The 15,512-nt window shown below is 63.5% G+C and carries 11 protein-coding genes and 1 tRNA gene; 6 read left to right on the top strand and 6 right to left on the bottom strand.

Going from position 1 to position 15,512, the window contains the following annotated elements:
- Positions 1-55 precede the first annotated feature (55 nt).
- Together AC1D10_RS17990 and ppdK are read right to left on the bottom strand one after the other, a co-directional pair.
- Complete coding sequence (locus AC1D10_RS17990) at positions 56-1,159, bottom strand: glycosyltransferase family 9 protein (protein WP_477274146.1); 1,104 nt, start codon at positions 1,157-1,159, stop codon at positions 56-58.
- A gap of 214 nt (positions 1,160-1,373) precedes the next feature.
- Positions 1,374-4,058, bottom strand: coding sequence for a pyruvate, phosphate dikinase (gene ppdK, locus AC1D10_RS17985; protein WP_477274065.1), 2,685 nt, complete (start codon positions 4,056-4,058; stop codon positions 1,374-1,376).
- 224 nt (positions 4,059-4,282) lie between these two features.
- Between ppdK and AC1D10_RS17980 the strand changes: the two genes are divergently transcribed.
- The 3 genes from AC1D10_RS17980 to AC1D10_RS17970 all read left to right on the top strand — a co-directional run bounded on the left by AC1D10_RS17980 (position 4,283) and on the right by AC1D10_RS17970 (position 5,891).
- Positions 4,283-4,627 carry a VOC family protein gene (locus AC1D10_RS17980; RefSeq protein WP_477274063.1) on the top strand — a complete coding sequence of 115 codons (345 nt, stop codon included), beginning with the start codon at positions 4,283-4,285 and terminating at the stop codon, positions 4,625-4,627.
- Between the two features lie 127 nt (positions 4,628-4,754).
- Positions 4,755-4,829, top strand: a tRNA-Gln gene (locus AC1D10_RS17975).
- 381 nt (positions 4,830-5,210) lie between these two features.
- On the top strand, positions 5,211-5,891 hold the full coding sequence (locus AC1D10_RS17970) for a Crp/Fnr family transcriptional regulator (RefSeq protein ID WP_477274061.1): 681 nt from the start codon (positions 5,211-5,213) through the stop codon (positions 5,889-5,891).
- Positions 5,892-6,174: 283 nt separating this feature from the next.
- Here the strand turns inward: AC1D10_RS17970 and AC1D10_RS17965 are convergent, their stop codons facing one another.
- Positions 6,175-6,450 (bottom strand): hypothetical protein, encoded by a 276-nt coding sequence (locus tag AC1D10_RS17965; protein WP_477274059.1) that lies wholly within the window; start codon positions 6,448-6,450, stop codon positions 6,175-6,177.
- Here AC1D10_RS17965 and AC1D10_RS17960 point away from each other — a divergent pair.
- Positions 6,450-8,540: an O-antigen ligase family protein gene (locus tag AC1D10_RS17960; RefSeq protein ID WP_477274057.1), complete on the top strand. Its 2,091-nt coding sequence runs from the start codon at positions 6,450-6,452 to the stop codon at positions 8,538-8,540. The two genes, AC1D10_RS17965 and AC1D10_RS17960, sit on opposite strands and share 1 nt — an antisense overlap.
- Positions 8,541-8,665: 125 nt before the next feature.
- On the opposite strand, the gene smc is transcribed toward AC1D10_RS17960, so the two are convergent.
- The 3 genes from smc to AC1D10_RS17945 form a co-directional block, all read right to left on the bottom strand.
- Positions 8,666-12,124, bottom strand: coding sequence for a chromosome segregation protein SMC (gene smc, locus AC1D10_RS17955; RefSeq protein WP_477274055.1), 3,459 nt, complete (start codon positions 12,122-12,124; stop codon positions 8,666-8,668).
- Positions 12,125-12,202: 78 nt separating this feature from the next.
- Positions 12,203-12,946, bottom strand: coding sequence for a DsbA family protein (locus tag AC1D10_RS17950; RefSeq protein WP_477274053.1), 744 nt, complete (start codon positions 12,944-12,946; stop codon positions 12,203-12,205).
- Positions 12,947-13,108: 162 nt separating this feature from the next.
- Positions 13,109-13,609 carry a DUF721 domain-containing protein gene (locus tag AC1D10_RS17945; protein ID WP_477274051.1) on the bottom strand — a complete coding sequence of 167 codons (501 nt, stop codon included), beginning with the start codon at positions 13,607-13,609 and terminating at the stop codon, positions 13,109-13,111.
- A gap of 55 nt (positions 13,610-13,664) precedes the next feature.
- Here AC1D10_RS17945 and mutY point away from each other — a divergent pair, with 55 nt between their 5' ends.
- On the top strand, positions 13,665-14,867 hold the full coding sequence (gene mutY, locus AC1D10_RS17940; RefSeq protein ID WP_477274049.1) for an A/G-specific adenine glycosylase: 1,203 nt from the start codon (positions 13,665-13,667) through the stop codon (positions 14,865-14,867).
- A complete protein-coding gene (locus tag AC1D10_RS17935; protein WP_477274047.1) occupies positions 14,864-15,475 on the top strand; it encodes an HAD family hydrolase in 612 nt (203 codons plus the stop codon). The genes mutY and AC1D10_RS17935 overlap by 4 nt, the downstream gene beginning before the upstream one ends.
- Positions 15,476-15,512: the final 37 nt, after the last annotated feature.

Here is a 15,512-nt window from a genome sequence, read left to right as displayed (position 1 = left end):
AGAACGGCCCATTCCGCGACCGCGATAGCGGTTGTTGTCCGCGCTACGCGTGAACTTAGATGGCGCGCTCCAGCTTCACGCCGGTGCGCGAAAGGAGTTCGCGCACCGCATCGACAACAGGTTTGACTTCCAGTCGCCAGACGCAGTAGGCCTTGCCGAAATCCGGCTGGCCGCATCGGTCGCTGGCCACGCATTTGCAAGGCATCGGCGGCCGAAGCGCTATACTCGGCACGCCAACGGGACCCCACTGCGACGGCGGCGTCAAGCCGAAGAGCCCGACAACCGGGATTCCGGCTGCTGCAGCCATGTGCATCGGGCCGCTCTCATTGCCGAGAAACAGCCTGGCCTGTTCAAGCACCGCCAGCAACGCTTCAAGCGACAGCGTTCCAACGAGATTGACGACAGGTGACGCCGTCTCGGCGACGATCCGTTCGGCAATCTGTCGCTCGTCCGGGCCGCCAACCAGGACGACATCCAGGCCGGTTTCGCCCGCAATCTCGCTTATCGCCGCGGCAAACCGCTCAGGTGGCCAACGTCGCCCCTCGAAGCTTGCACCCGCATGCACAGCGATGAAGGCGTTTGGGTGAAGATGATGCCGGTCCAGCAACGCCAACGCTTTCGCCGTCTCGAACGGCAGCGGTTGAATGCTTGGAACCGTCACGTGGAGACCGAGGCCAAGCGCCTGGAGTGGCGAAAGATAGCGGTACAGAAAATGCTGGCCACCAAAACCAAAGGGCTCGGCAAAGACATTGGCAGGCTGCCGCTCCAGCAGACGCAAGGGCCGCTCGGTCGGATTGTAGCCGACGCGGGTCCTTGCGTTGACGAGCCCGGTGATGATGCGCGACGTCTTTGAATCGGTCAGGTCGATCGTCAGGTCGAAGCGGAAGCGGCGCAACGCCCGCACCATGGCGTAGAGCTCTTTCCCACGCTCCAGGGGGGTGCCGCGCATGTGGGCGCGCCTGAATGTGACCACCTCGGAAGCGATGCCATGGGCGATCACGAAGCTCGCGAAGCGCGCCTCGCACAGAAATACGAGCCTGGCGCTGGGGAATTCCAGCCGCAGGTTTTCGGAGAGCGCCGAGGCCAAGACGAGATCTCCAATGAACTTCGTTTGGATGATCAAGATCGAGTGAAACGGCGTGGGTGACGTCTGCAATATCTGTTTCCGGGCAATTGGCGGGATGCCCGCAAAATACCCGGAAACATTGTCGAGATATTGTCGAGACTAGGCGATGCCGTCAGCACGTTCGTGTGACTTGCCTTACAAAACGGTAAGCTCGACCTGACTGGATCCTATCCGCGGCCTGCCTCTAACTGTTTTTGACGCAATTCCCTGAGGGAAATAGCGATGCGCTTTTCCCGGGAAAAGCGCTTCACACTTTTCCTGGATTCGACCTAGCAACCAGCACCGCCGCCTGCGCGGCCGCCAACCTCGCGATTGGCACGCGATAGGGCGAGCAGGACACGTAGTCGAGGCCAACCTCTTCGCAAAAGCGGATCGAGGCCGGGTCGCCGCCATGTTCGCCACAGATGCCGAGCTTGATGTTGGGCCGCGTCGCCCTGCCCTTTTCGGCAGCCATGCGCACCAGTTCGCCAACGCCGTCGATGTCGAGCGAGACGAACGGATCCTGGTCGATAATGCCCTTCTGGCGGTAGGTCTCCAGGAACGAGGCCGCATCGTCGCGCGAAATGCCGAATGTGGTCTGGGTCAGGTCGTTGGTGCCGAAGGAGAAGAACTCGGCCGTAGCCGCGATGACATGGGCGCGGATCGCGGCGCGCGGCAGTTCGATCATCGTGCCGGTGAGGTAGTCGATCTTGACGCCGGTTTCCTCCATGACGCTCTTGGCGACGGCATCGATGCGCGCCTTGACGTAGTCGAGTTCCTTCACCAGGCCGACCAGCGGCACCATGATCTCCGGAACCACAAGCGCGCCCGCCTTCTTGCCGGCCTCGACGGCCGCCTCGAAAATGGCGCGCGCCTGCATCTCGGCGATCTCGGGATAGGAGACAGCCAGGCGGCAGCCGCGATGACCGAGCATCGGGTTGAACTCGTGCAGCGCCTCGGTGCGCTGCCGGAGCTTGTCCGGCGACACCTTCATGGCCGCGGCGACCTCGGCGACTTCCGCCTCGGTCTTGGGCAGGAATTCGTGCAGCGGCGGATCGAGCAGGCGGATCGTCACCGGCAGGCCGGCCATGATCTCGAACAGTTCAAGGAAATCCGAGCGCTGCATCGGCAGCAGCTTGGCGAGCGCCGTGCGCCGGTCCTTTTCGGTGTCGGCCAGGATCATCTCGCGCATGGCGACGATGCGGTCGCCATCGAAGAACATGTGCTCGGTGCGGCAAAGCCCGATGCCTTCGGCGCCGAAGGAGCGCGCCATGCGCGCGTCGAGCGGCGTTTCGGCATTGGTGCGCACCTTCATGCGGCGCACGGCGTCCGCCCACTCCATGATGGCAGCGAAATCGCCGGACAGTTCCGGCTGCAGCATCGACACGGCACCCTTCAGCACCTGGCCATTGCTGCCGTCGATGGTGACGATGTCTCCCTTGCGGAAGGTCGAGCCCATCGCCATCAGCGTGCCGGCCTTGTAGTCGACACGCAGCGAGCCGGCGCCCGACACGCAAGGCTTGCCCATGCCGCGCGCGACGACCGCGGCGTGACTGGTCATGCCGCCGCGCGTGGTCAAGATGCCCTCCGCCGCATGCATGCCGTGAATGTCTTCGGGACTGGTTTCGATGCGCACCAGGATCGCCTTGCGCCCTTGCGTCTTCAACTCCTCGGCGTCAGTGGAGGAAAACACGATCTCGCCGGTGGCGGCACCGGGAGAAGCGGGCAGCCCGATGCCGATGACGTCACGCGCGGCCTTCGGATCGATGGTCGGATGCAGCAGCTGGTCGAGCGAGGCCGGATCGATGCGAGCGACCGCCTCCTCCTTGGTAATCAGCTTGTCGCGAGCCATTTCGACCGCGATCTTCAACGCCGCCTTGGCGGTGCGCTTTCCGGATCTGGTCTGCAGCATCCACAATTTGCCGCGCTCGATTGTGAATTCGAGATCCTGCATGTCGCGGTAGTGCTTCTCCAGACGGTCGGAGATGGTGACGAAGGACTGGAAGGCGTCCGGCATCAGCTTCTGCAAGGACGGCTTGTCCGATCCGGCGGCAATGCGCGCTGCCTCGGTGATGTTTTGCGGCGTGCGGATGCCGGCAACGACGTCCTCGCCCTGCGCGTTCACCAGGAACTCGCCATAAAGCATCTTTTCGCCGGTCGACGGATTGCGGGTGAAGGCAACGCCTGTGGCCGAGGTTTCGCCCATATTGCCGAACACCATGGCCTGGACATTGACCGCCGTGCCCCAGCTTTCGGGAATGTCGTGCAGGCGCCGATAGGTGATGGCGCGGTTGTTCATCCAGCTCGAAAACACGGCGCCGATGGCGCCCCAGAGCTGCTCATGCGGATCCTGCGGAAACGGCCTGCCGAGTTCTTCCTCGACCTTGGCCTTGTAGAGCGCGATGACGCCTTGCCATTCGAGCGCAGTCAGTTCGGTGTCGAGCTCATGGCCAAGCCCGCCCTTCTGGTCTTCGAGGATTTCCTCGAACACCTCATGGTCGAGGCCCATCACGACATCGGAATACATCTGGATGAAGCGGCGGTAGCTGTCATAGGCAAAGCGCGCATCGCCGGAATCGGCGGCCAGCGCCTCGACCGTCTCGTCGTTCAGCCCGAGATTGAGCACGGTATCCATCATGCCGGGCATCGAGGCGCGAGCCCCCGAACGCACCGACACCAGCAGCAGTTTCGACGGATCGCCGAACCGGCGGCCGGTCAGCCGGCCGATTTGATCGAGCGCGACCGCGACATCCGCTTCCAACCCTTCCGGATAGGTGCGGCCATTGGCATAGTAGGCGTTGCAGACCTCGGTGGTGATGGTGAAGCCCGGCGGCACCGGCAGGCCCAGGCTGCACATCTCGGCCAGGTTGGCGCCCTTGCCGCCCAGCAGATTCTTGTCGCCGGCACGGCCTTCCGCCGCACCATCGCCAAAGGTGAAAACCCACTTGGTCATGCTTTGCTCTCCGGTTGCAGGAGATTGGAAAGATTGGCGAAACGGAAAGTTCCGCCGCGTCCGACTGTGGAGCGATATGATGCTGCAGTGCGAAAGGCAAGGCGTCGGCAAGCCATCCGGCCGCTACAATCGATTAAGCAAAAGCCATGTCGGCAGATGCGTCAAAAAGACTTGCCTTCGCGGGGATTTTGATTTAGAACATAACGAGAACAAATGGGTGCCGCATGAAACTGCCCGGAAAACTCGACTATCTGGAAATGCCGGCGACCGGCGGAACGCTGGACCGGCTGAAGGCTTTCTACAGCGCCGCCTTCGCCTGGTCGTTCACCGACTACGGGCCGACCTACTCGGCGTTTGCCGAAGGGCTGGACGGAGGCTTCCAGGCCGACGCCGAGGAAGCACCGGCCAAGCCTCTGCCGGTGCTCTACAGCAGCGATCTGGAAGCAACCCTCAGCGCCGTTGAAAGCGCCGGCGGCACGATCGTCAAGCCGATCTTTTCATTCCCCGGCGGCCGCCGCTTCCACTTTGTCGATCCGGCCGGAAACGAGATGGCGGTGTGGGCTGAATAGCCGATGCATGTCATCTGGCAGCACTGAGTTGCCTGCCCAATTTGGGCGTTCTCACCATCGCTCATAAGGATTGTGCTTTTTGGCTGCTCTGCTAAGAACGCGCCGCACAAGCGACTCTGACGGCAATTGGGGCGTCGCCAAGTGGTAAGGCATCGGTTTTTGGTACCGACATTCCCAGGTTCGAATCCTGGCGCCCCAGCCATCATGTTTCTTAAGCAAAACCAATGACTTGCGTGGAATTCTATTTCCAAACGCCTGGCATTCAAGGTCACCTGTTTCTCTTCGCGAGTTGATGGCCGACCTGAGAAGCCCAAGCCTTAGCTTGCCAAAGAGCCCGCCTTCCCCCTTCCCTCTGGAACGCGGGCTTTTTCGCGCCTGCTTCCGCCCGAGGCCCACGATTAACTGCCGCTCGTTTGCCATGTCGTTTGATATACCGCTGCCTGAGGCGTCTCGTGAAAAGATGACCGGCAACAGAATGGGTGTCGGCGCTTATGCGCCTTCGCCCCGATACAGGGCTGCTTGACTGTTCCTCAACCGAGGCATTTTCTGTTAAAATATCACCTTACCGAACTTGAGACATGTCGTGGCCAGGACCAACAAGCGCCCGTTCGACGTGAACGTCTTCCTCAATACCGTGGACGGCGGAAGGACCGTAGCGACGTATCGCAAGAATGAGACTGTCTATTCGCAGGGCGACCCGGCGGATTCCGTCTTCTACATCCAGAAGGGCAAGATCAAAGTCTGCATCGTATCGGAGCAGGGCAAGGAAGCGATCGTCGCTCTGCACGAGAGCGGGGACTTCTTCGGCGAAGGCTGCTTGTCTGGTCAGCCGCTGCGGTTGGCGACAGTTTTTGCGATAATGGACAGCGTCGTTATGCGACTGGACAAAGCATCAATCGCGCGCGTGCTCCGGGAGGAGCCGAAGTTCTCAGCGATGTTCATTTCATATTTGCTGGCGAGGAACGCCCGCGTTGAAGAGGACTTGGTGGACCAGCTTTTCAATTCGAGTGAGAAGCGTCTGGCGAGGTTGCTCCTTCTGATGGCGAACTTTGGCAAGGAAGGGAGCCCTCAACTTGTCATACCGAAGATAAGCCAGGAGACGCTCGCGGAGATGGTCGGCACCACAAGGTCGCGCGTGAGCACGTTCATGAACAAGTTCCGCAAGCTCGGGTTCATTCACTACAATGGAGATTTGGAGGTTCACAACTCTCTCCTGAATGTGGTGCTGCACGACAATCCTCGCCTCAGGGGCAAGGAGCGTTGAGGACCTGTTCTGTATGGAACAGCCAAGTCACTTGCACCTGTGTTAGATTTTGCGGTGGTCCCGCCCTCCGGACCGGACCTACAACCCAAGACCATCTCGGTGTGGCAACCGCATGACTACCGGCGCAACCCACCCCCCGGTCGTGTGCGTCAGAAAGATGGCTCGGCGTTGTCGGTGACGTTGGCGCGTCCGTCTCACGCCCCCCGCAAGCGGGCGCGCCGGCCCCCCGTTTCGCTACGGCCAATCGTCGTGGACAGGCCAATCGCAGAAAGCGCCTTTCCGATCAGTGATCTTCGGCTTTGATCGTAGCGTTGGCCGCAATCACCTGTTTCATGGTCATGCACAGAGGGCTTGTGCATCGTCCGCCACTCAGCACTGCCTTTCGGCGACCATGGCGCGTGGCGGCCGTGTGATGGTTCAGGCGAACTTTGACGATCTTTTCAAGCTCCGAAAGCATGCACATGGTCTGAACAGTATAGCCTTGAACATCTCCCCCTTTTCCATACAAGGTCGTCGCAGATTCGACCAGGACGGGTGGCGGCCGAAAATGGAACTTCAATGAACCTTCCCATCTTCGCCATCAACCTCGATCGTGAGACCGACCGCTGGAGCGGATTGCTCGCCAGCGCCGAAGCGGCCGGCCTGACCCTGCACCGCATTGCCGCCATCGACGGCCGCGCCCTTGCCAAAGCGGATTGGACGGAGATCGATCTTCCAACCGCACGCAGGCTGAGCGGGCGCGATATTCTGCCCGGCGAATATGCCTGTTACCGCAGCCATATCCAGGCGCTGGAAACGTTCCTGGCCAATGGCAGCGCCCATGGCCTGATTGTCGAGGACGACGTCCTCTTCGGCGAAAACACCATGCGGCGCATCGAGGCCATCATCGCCGCGGTGCCGGATTTCGACGTCATCAAGCTGACCAACCATCGCATGAGCTTCTTCATGCGCGCCGTCGGGACGACGCAAGGCGACGAGATCGGCCGCGCGCTGCATGGCCCGCAGGGCTCGGCCGCCGCCTACCTGGTGACGCGGGAGGGCGCGCAGGGGCTGTTGTCGGCGCTCGCCGTGATGAAAATGCCGTGGGACGTCGCACTCGAACGATTTTGGGACACTGGCCTGAAAGTGTATTCGGTTCGCCAGAACGTGCTTGGCTTCGCCGCCAGCAGCAAGGTTTCCGGCATAGCCGGCCCCTCGGGCAGCTACAAATTCGCGCGGTTGCCCTGGCCGGGCCGGTGGGTCGCCGGGGTGTCGCGGGCCAGGGACGAGCTGTGCCGCCTGCATCACGTCCTGCTGCGGCCGCCGTTACCGCTGGAAACACCGGACTACGCCAGGGATGACGCGCCGCGCAACACCCTGCTTCTGGTGCTCGCGTCATTCGCCATTCTCGCTCTGGTCTCCTCGGCCTGGCGCGAGGCCGACACCTACCGCTATGCGGGCCTGGCGCTGGCCTTGGTCGCCGCCATCCGCTGGTTCAGGGTGGATTTGTGGACCTACAGCAAACCGCTGATCGGATGGGTCGGCGGTCTGTGCGTGGGCTGGTCGCTCTATGTCTTCATCCGACTGGCGGTCGTCTATTTCGGCACCCATCAGCTGGGTGGCGCCGAGGGCATCTACCTGTTTCCGCTGTTTTATGCGACGACCGGCTTCGCCCTCCTGCTGTTTGCCAGGCGGCCGGCGCGGCTCGTCCTCTGGTTCATGATCCTCAGTCTTGTCTTCCTGGCGGCGGACACCGGCTATTCGACCATACTTCATGGCATCAGACCGGAGCCGTGGCTTTTCAACAATCCCATTCACGCGTCGGTGGCGGCGGGTTTCGTCTTCCTTTGCACGCTGCAGTTCATGGCCTACACGGCCCAAAGAACAGACCTGGGCAAGACAACCAGGAGCCTGCACTGGGCGCTGTCGGCAGCCGTCCTCCTGTTTGCCCTCGTCAACATCATCGCGCTGCGGTCAAAGGGCGTCTGGCTCGCGCTCGCACTCGCCCTGCTCCTGGTGGCGGTCATGACCCTGGCGAGAGGCCATCGCCGCGAGCTGATGGTCGGGGGCGGCGTGCTGGCGATCGTGGCAGCCGGCTTCGTCGCCGCCCACAACATCTTCTGGTCCACCGCGGGCGACACCATGATCTTCGTCAAGAGCCTGGTTGCGGATGTTTTGAGCCGCGGCGTCCTCCCGGCCTTCGACCGCGCCATCGCGAGCAACACGGTTCCGCTTGCGGCCAAGGAACGGCTGATGCTGTGGGCCGATGCGATCGAGGTCTGGAAACGCCACCCGATCTTCGGAGCCAGCTCCAGCTGGCTCACCGAATGGCAGAACAGGACTTATCATCCCATGATCTTCAACGTCTTCCACAACGGCTATCTGGAGATAGCCGTGCGCTATGGTGTGGTCGGGCTGGCGTTCTTCGCCTTTCTCTACACCTGGTCGTCCAGGCAGGTCCTGCTGGCCGTGCGGGCCAGACTTATCGCTCCGGCCGCATGGCCCTGCTACATCTCGACGCTGGTCTTCTTCGCCCTCACCATCCTCAGCAATTCGAACAACCGGCTGGCGATGGGCGAGGCCTTCATGTGGTTCGCAGCCGCATTCGGCTTCTATTGTTTCTATCTTCGCCAGCAGAACAACCTCGTCCAGCCGAGAACCTATTTTTAGGCCGGCCACAAGTGGCGCAAAACGTGCGGGGGTTGGCTGCGGCAGGCAGGAAAGCAAAGACTTAAAGCGCCTCGACTGAACCCGTTCACGACAGGAGTCGTCGAAACCCGGAATTGCGGCGGCCCTCAGCTCGCCTCGCGCATTGCCTCGGCGGCCTGCAGGTCGACCGAGACGAGCTGGCTGACACCCTGCTCGGCCATGGTTACGCCGAACAACCGGTTCATGCGTGCCATGGTGATCGGGTTGTGGGTGATGATGACGAAGCGCGTCTCGGTGGTGGCGGCCATCTCGTCCATGAGATTGCAGAAGCGCTCGACATTGTGATCGTCGAGCGGCGCGTCGACTTCGTCGAGCACGCAGATCGGCGCCGGGTTGGTCAGGAACACGGCGAAGATCAGCGACATCGCCGTCAGCGCCTGCTCGCCGCCGGACAGCAACGTCATGGTCTGCGGCTTCTTGCCGGGCGGGCGGGCCAGGATTTCAAGCCCGGCCTCGAGCGGATCATCGGACTCGATCAGCTGCAACTCCGCCGTACCGCCGCCGAACAGATGCGAGAACAGCCGCTGGAAATGGCCGTTGACCACGTCGAAGGCGGCAAGCAGGCGCTCGCGGCCTTCGCGGTTCAGGCTCTGGATCGCCTGCCTGAGCTTGCGGATGGCTTCGATGATGTCCTCGCGCTCGGAGACGATCGTCTCCAGCCGGTCGGAAAGCTCCTTCTGCTCTTCCTCGGCGCGCAGATTGACGGCGCCAAGCCGCTCGCGCTCGATCTTCAGCCGGTCAAGCTGACGCTCGATCTCGGCCATTTCCGGCATCGGGCTGTCGGCCTCCAGACCGGTATGTCGGATGACCAGATGCGGCGGCGTGTTCAGTGTTTCCTGGATCCGCGCCTCGATCTCCAGCCGGCGTTCGTCGGCCGCCGTCAGCCGCTCTTCGGCACGGACGCGGGTTTCGCGCGCCTCGGCCAGCGACTGGATGGCGCCGGTGGCCGCCTTGTCCATTTCGGCTTGTCTGTTTTCGGCCTCCTGCAAGCGGTCGGCGGCCGCCTTGCGCAACGTCTCGGCCTCGGTGAGCTGCGACAGCAAGGCGCGCCGCTTGGCGTCGATTTCGTCGGGCGCATCCGCCAGTCGCTCGCGCTCGGCCTCCGCCTCGGCCTTGCGTTCGCCAAGCGATGCGATCTGCGTCGAGGCGTTTTCGGCCCGCTCCAGCCAGTTGCTGCGCTCCGTGCTGATGGCATCGAGCCGGCGCGTGCGCGCCTCGGCTTCGCGCCGCAGACCCTCGTGCACGGCACGCGCATCGGCAAGCGTGGCGCGGTCGCGGGCGACATTGGCCGAGGATTGTTCGAGCTGCAGTTGCAGGTCGCCGAGATCAGGCGCGTCCTGCAGCAGCATTTCGGCCTCGGCGAAGGCCGCCGAGGTCTCCTCATGGCTGTCGACGATGCGGGCGCGCGCCTCATCGAGGGCCGCGCGCCGGCTCGACAGTTCGCCGCCGGCCTTTTCGGCCTCGGCCAGCGCATTGCGGGCGGCGTCCAGCCGATGCTGGGCGTCACGTCCGGCCTGGCGCGCATTGCGCTCGGTCTCGCTCGCCAGGCGAAGTGCCTGTTCGGCCTGGGCAAGCGCCTCCTCGGCCTGGCGCAGGACGAGTGTCGCCTGCACCGCTTCGGCATCGAGCTCGGCCAGCCGGTTCTTCTGCGCCAGCCGTTGCGCGGCGGCGGTCGGCGCATCGGCACTGGCGGTGAAGCCATCCCAGCGCCAGAGCGCGCCCTCGCGGCTGACCAGCCGCTGGCCGGGGGCAAGAAGTGCCTGCAGCCGGCGGCCATCGCCGGTCTCGACGATACCGATCTGCGCCAGCCGGCGGGCAAGCTGTGCCGGCGCGTGGACGACACTGGCGAGGCTCCTGATGCCTTCAGGCAGAGCGGCGTCGCCGGGCTGGATCCCGCTTTCGCCCCAATGCACCGGCGCGCTGCGGTCGAGCGGCACGTCGAGGTCTTCGCCAAGCGCCGCACCCAGCGCCGTCTCGAAGCCGCGATCGACGCTGATCTGCTCCAGCACTGCCGGGAAGAGATCGCCGCTGGCGGCGTTGAGGATCTTGGCCAGCGTGCGCGCTTCGGTCTCGATGCGCGCCAGCTCGGCCCTGGCGTCCTGTAACGGCGGCCGGGCCGCACTTTCAGTGGCGCGGGCATCGATGACCGACTGCTCGGCCTCCACCACGGCTGCCTCGGCCTCCTCCAGCAGCGCCATGGCCTGTTCGACCAGCACGCGCTTCTCGGCAGGATCCGGCAGGCCCGCCACCTTGGAGAGGATCTCCGACAGTTCCCGGTCGACATCGGCGAGCTGACGGCCGAAACGGTCGCGGCGCTCGGCAGTGTCGCGCAGCGTCCGTTCGATCTGGTTGCGCGAGGCGGCAGCCTCGGCCCGTTCGGCGGTCAGTGCGGCGAGTTTGGCTTCGCTTGCCGCAAGCGTCGACGCTGCCTGCTCGAAGGCCGCGCGGGTGCTGGCCTCGCGCTCGGCGGCACCGGCATTTTCAGAATTGAGCGCGGCTTCTTCGGTGCGAAGGCGTTCGAGGATATCCGCATTGTCACGGACCATCCGCTCCTCGCGCGCGATATCGCCGTCGAGTTGCTGCAGCCGGCGCTCAATCTCGCTCTGACGGGCGCGGATGCGGCCGGCTTCCTCCTCGATCTGCGACTTGGCGATCGACAGGCGCTGGAAGGCAGCGGCAGCGGCGGCTTCCGCGTCACGCAGGTCCGGCAAGCGGTGGGCGCCGATGCCTTGCTCCCTGGCGGCGGCCATCTGGGCGGCGGCGCGGTCGCCGACCAGCGCCGTGGCAACGGCCAGCGCCGAACGCGCCTCGCCCTCCTGTGTCTTGGCCAGCGTCCAGCGCAGATGCAGCAGCGTCGCTTCGGCCTTGCGGATATCGGCCGACAGATTCTTGAAGCGTGACGCCTGGCGCGCCTGGCGCTTGAGGCTTTCAATCTGGCTTTCCAGTTCGCCGACGACATCGTCCAGGCGTTCAAGGTTCTGCTCGGCCGCCTTCAGCCGCAGCTCGGCCTCGTGACGACGGGTGTGCAGACCGGAAATGCCCGCTGCCTCTTCCAGCAGGGCGCGGCGCGCTTGCGGCTTGGCCTGGATCAGTTCGCCGATGCGGCCCTGCCCGACCATCGACGGCGAGCGCGCGCCGGTCGACTGGTCGGCGAACAGAAGCTGCACGTCCTTGGCGCGCGCCTCCTTGCCGTTGATGCGGTAGAGCGAGCCCGCTTCGCGCTCGATGCGGCGCGACACCTGCAGTTCGTCGGCATCGTTGAAGGCTGCGGGCGCCGAGCGGTCGCTATTGTCGAGGAAGAGCGTGACTTCGGCGGTGTTGCGCGCCGGACGCGTGCCCGAGCCGGAAAAGATGACGTCGTCCATGCCGGACGCGCGCATGTTCTTGTACGAGCTTTCGCCCATCACCCAGCGCAGCGCCTCGACCAGGTTCGACTTGCCACAGCCATTCGGCCCGACAATTCCCGTCAGGCCGCGTTCGATGACGAACTCGCCGGGCTCGACGAAGGATTTGAAACCAAGGAGGCGGAGGCGCGAAAACTTCATTCGCGCCGCCCACTAGAGCCGCGGCACGACAACAGAGCGCGCACGCCGAAGCGCCGCCGCTTCGGCGCTGCCTGGACGTCAGAGCAGAGGGTCGATGATGGCCGACATTTCCTCAATCGACATCGCCCCTTTGTAGGTCTTACCATTGATGAAGAAGGTCGGTGTCGAGTCGACCTTGAATTCATTGGCGCCGCGCTTCTGGACCGATCTCACATCGTCCAGAAGTTTCTGGTCCGTCAAGCAGGCTTCGAAGGACTCCTGTGTAAAACCGGCGAGCTTCGAGATTTGCAGCAGCGCATCCTTGGTATTGGGCACTCCAACCCAGTTCGCCTGCTGCCTGAACAGCACATCCACCATCGGGAAATAGTTATCCTTGGCGCAGCGCGCCAGCATGAAACCGGCCTCGGCGCTCGGATCGAACGGGAATTCGCGCAGGATGTAGCGCGCCTTGCCGGTGTCGATGTATTTCGTCTTCAGGTCCGGAAAGGTGGTCTCGGCGAAATGCGCGCAATGCGGGCAGGTCATCGAGGCGTATTCGACGATGGTGACCTTGGCGTCGTCCTTGCCAAGCTGCTTGTCGGCCAGCGCGCCCGGCTTCAGCAGTTCCGCCATATCCACCGTGCCCTGGGCTTCCGGCGCGGTAGCGGCGGCCGGCGTGGCCGGCTTCGCAGGCGCGGCCGGGGCCGCGGGCTTCACATCCGCCGCCTTGGCTTCCTCGCTGGAGTCGCTGCAGGCGGCGAGCAGGGCGACCGCCGGAATGGCGGCCAGCGAAGACAGGACGTTTCTGCGAGACAGACTTTGGCCAAACGGGGGACGGTTCATACGAATCACCTGACAAGGGTTGGATTTTGCAACGCAAAGGCACGAAAAGGCGAGAGTTGGCGCGAATTAAGGCATCTCCGTCCCCAATCCAATCGCGAAACCTGACTGGGACGATCACGAATGCGAGATATTGAAGACAAATCCGAGATATTGACGACAAATCTATGACTTCTTTTCCCCCAGAATGGTGGCGCCGAGCCTTTCCAGCGAGGCGCGCAGCCCGTCATCGTCGACCAGGCCGACGGTCGAGGACAATTTCGTCTTCTCGGCCGCGGTCAGCGGCCTGACGGTCGGCTTGTGCTTCCCCTTGTCCACTGTCACCGGCTTCTGCAGGATCCTGATCCGGCTGATCGCGGTGAAGCCGAGAAAGGCGTTGACCCGGTTGATGATCTCGCTGGTCTCGTGCTGCAGGTGCAGCGCCGCCATGCCTTCGCAGGCGATGAGCAGCACCGCTGGCTCGAACGGATCATCTTCATGCATGCGGCGCGGCCATTGGATTTTTTCGGGACGCGAACGGCTGGCCAGCCGTGGCCCGGCAATCTCTTCCCACGACTGGACGAGGCCGATCGAAATGCCGGCCCGCTTGCGCAGTACCGGGTCGAGGATCTTGGTCGCCAGATCGCTGACCGGGACGGGATTGCCGTAGGGCGTTCTCCCTGCCATGTACGTTCTCCAGCCACGACCTTCATCCGTATCGGCCAAGGCCAATTCCCGATCAATGGCACCAGCAGACCAGACCCGCAAGACCGCATCCAGAGATAGTGACCGAGCCACATCCGGGGATAGTGGCGGAGCCACATCCGGAGATAGCAGCGTAGCTGCATCCGGAGTGAGTGACGACATCGCGTCGCGCTTGCTCGGCTGGTACGATGTGCATCATCGCGAGTTGCCGTGGCGTATCACGCCGCGCGAGCATGCGCGCGGGGCGAGGCCCGATCCCTACCGCATCTGGCTGTCCGAAGTCATGCTGCAGCAAACCACGGTCGAAGCGGTGAAGGCCTATTTTCGCGTCTTCGTCGAGAAATGGCCTGATGTCGAGGCGCTGGCCGCGGCGCCGACCGAAGACGTGATGAAGGCCTGGGCCGGGCTCGGCTACTACTCCCGCGCGCGCAATCTCAAGGCCTGCGCCGACCTGGTGGCCCGGCGTGGCGGCCGCTTTCCCGACACCGAGACGGCCTTGCGGGAACTGCCCGGCATCGGCGCCTATACGTCGGCCGCCATCACGGCGATCGCCTTCGACCGCCCCGCCGCCGTTGTCGACGGCAATGTCGAACGCGTCGTCTCCCGGCTGTTTTCGATCGCAACGCCGCTGAGCGAGGCCAAGGCCGAGATACGCGCCCATGTCGAGCGCATGGTGCCAGGGACAAGGCCGGGCGACTTCGCCCAGGCAATGATGGATCTCGGCGCCACGATCTGCACGCCGCGCCGGCCGCGCTGCATGCTGTGCCCGCTTCGCGAAGACTGCAGCGCCGTCGTTTCAGGCGATCCCGAGCACTTCCCGGTCCGGCTGCCAAAAGCCGACAAGCCGCTGCGGCGCGGCGCGGCCTTCGTCGCCGTGCGGGGCGACGGTGCCATTCTTCTGCGCAAACGCGCGGAAAAAGGCCTGCTCGGCGGCATGACCGAGGTGCCGACGACGGGCTGGACCGCGCGGATCGATGGCGACACCACGCAAGCAGCCGCACCCTTTGCCGGCAACTGGAAGCTCGCGGGGCGGATCGTGCATGTCTTCACCCATTTCGCGCTCGAGCTCGACGTGTTCCTTGCCCACACGAAGGGCGAGACGCCGGCCGGTCATTTCTGGTCGCTGCCATCGGACATTTCAGGCGAGGCGCTGCCCACTGTCATGAAAAAGGCAATAGAGGCTGCGATACCCGGCGCGACGAAAAAGCCGTCGCCACACACTGCAAAGAGGCCTGCATGACTGAAATCCGCCACATCGTTTTCGACATCGGCAAGGTGCTGATCCACTACGATCCGAGTATCCCGTTCAGCCGCCTCATTCCGGATGCCGAAGAGAGAAAGTGGTTTTTCGACAATGTCTGCACACACGACTGGAACATCGAGCAGGACCGTGGCCGGACATGGCAAGAGGCCGAGGCGCTGCTGATCGCGGAGCATCCCGACCACGCGGAAAACATCCGCAATTTCCGCCGCTATTGGCACGACATGGTGCCGCATGCCTATGAGGACAGCGTCGCCATCATGCTCGGCCTGATCGAGAGCGGCCACGACGTTACCATGCTGACCAATTTCGCCAGCGACACGCTGGCCGAGGCGCGCAAGCGCTTTGATTTTCTCGAACGGCCGCGCGGCGTCACCATCTCCGGCGAAGTCGGCATGATCAAGCCGGATCGGGGCATCTACGATCATCACGTCGCCGCGTTCGGCCTCGAGCCGTCGGCCACGCTGTTCATCGACGACAGCCAGAAGAATGTCGACGGCGCCAAGGCGGCCGGCTGGCAATCGGTGCTGTTCACCGATGCGAAGAAGCTTCAAGCAGACCTTGAGCGGCTCGGCATAAAGGCGTGATTTGAATCGCTTCCAGCGATCCGATGAGATTTTGAAT

The organism is Mesorhizobium sp. P2_A8 (genome assembly GCF_056404935.1).
This window is presented reverse-complemented; position numbering and strand designations above follow the sequence as displayed.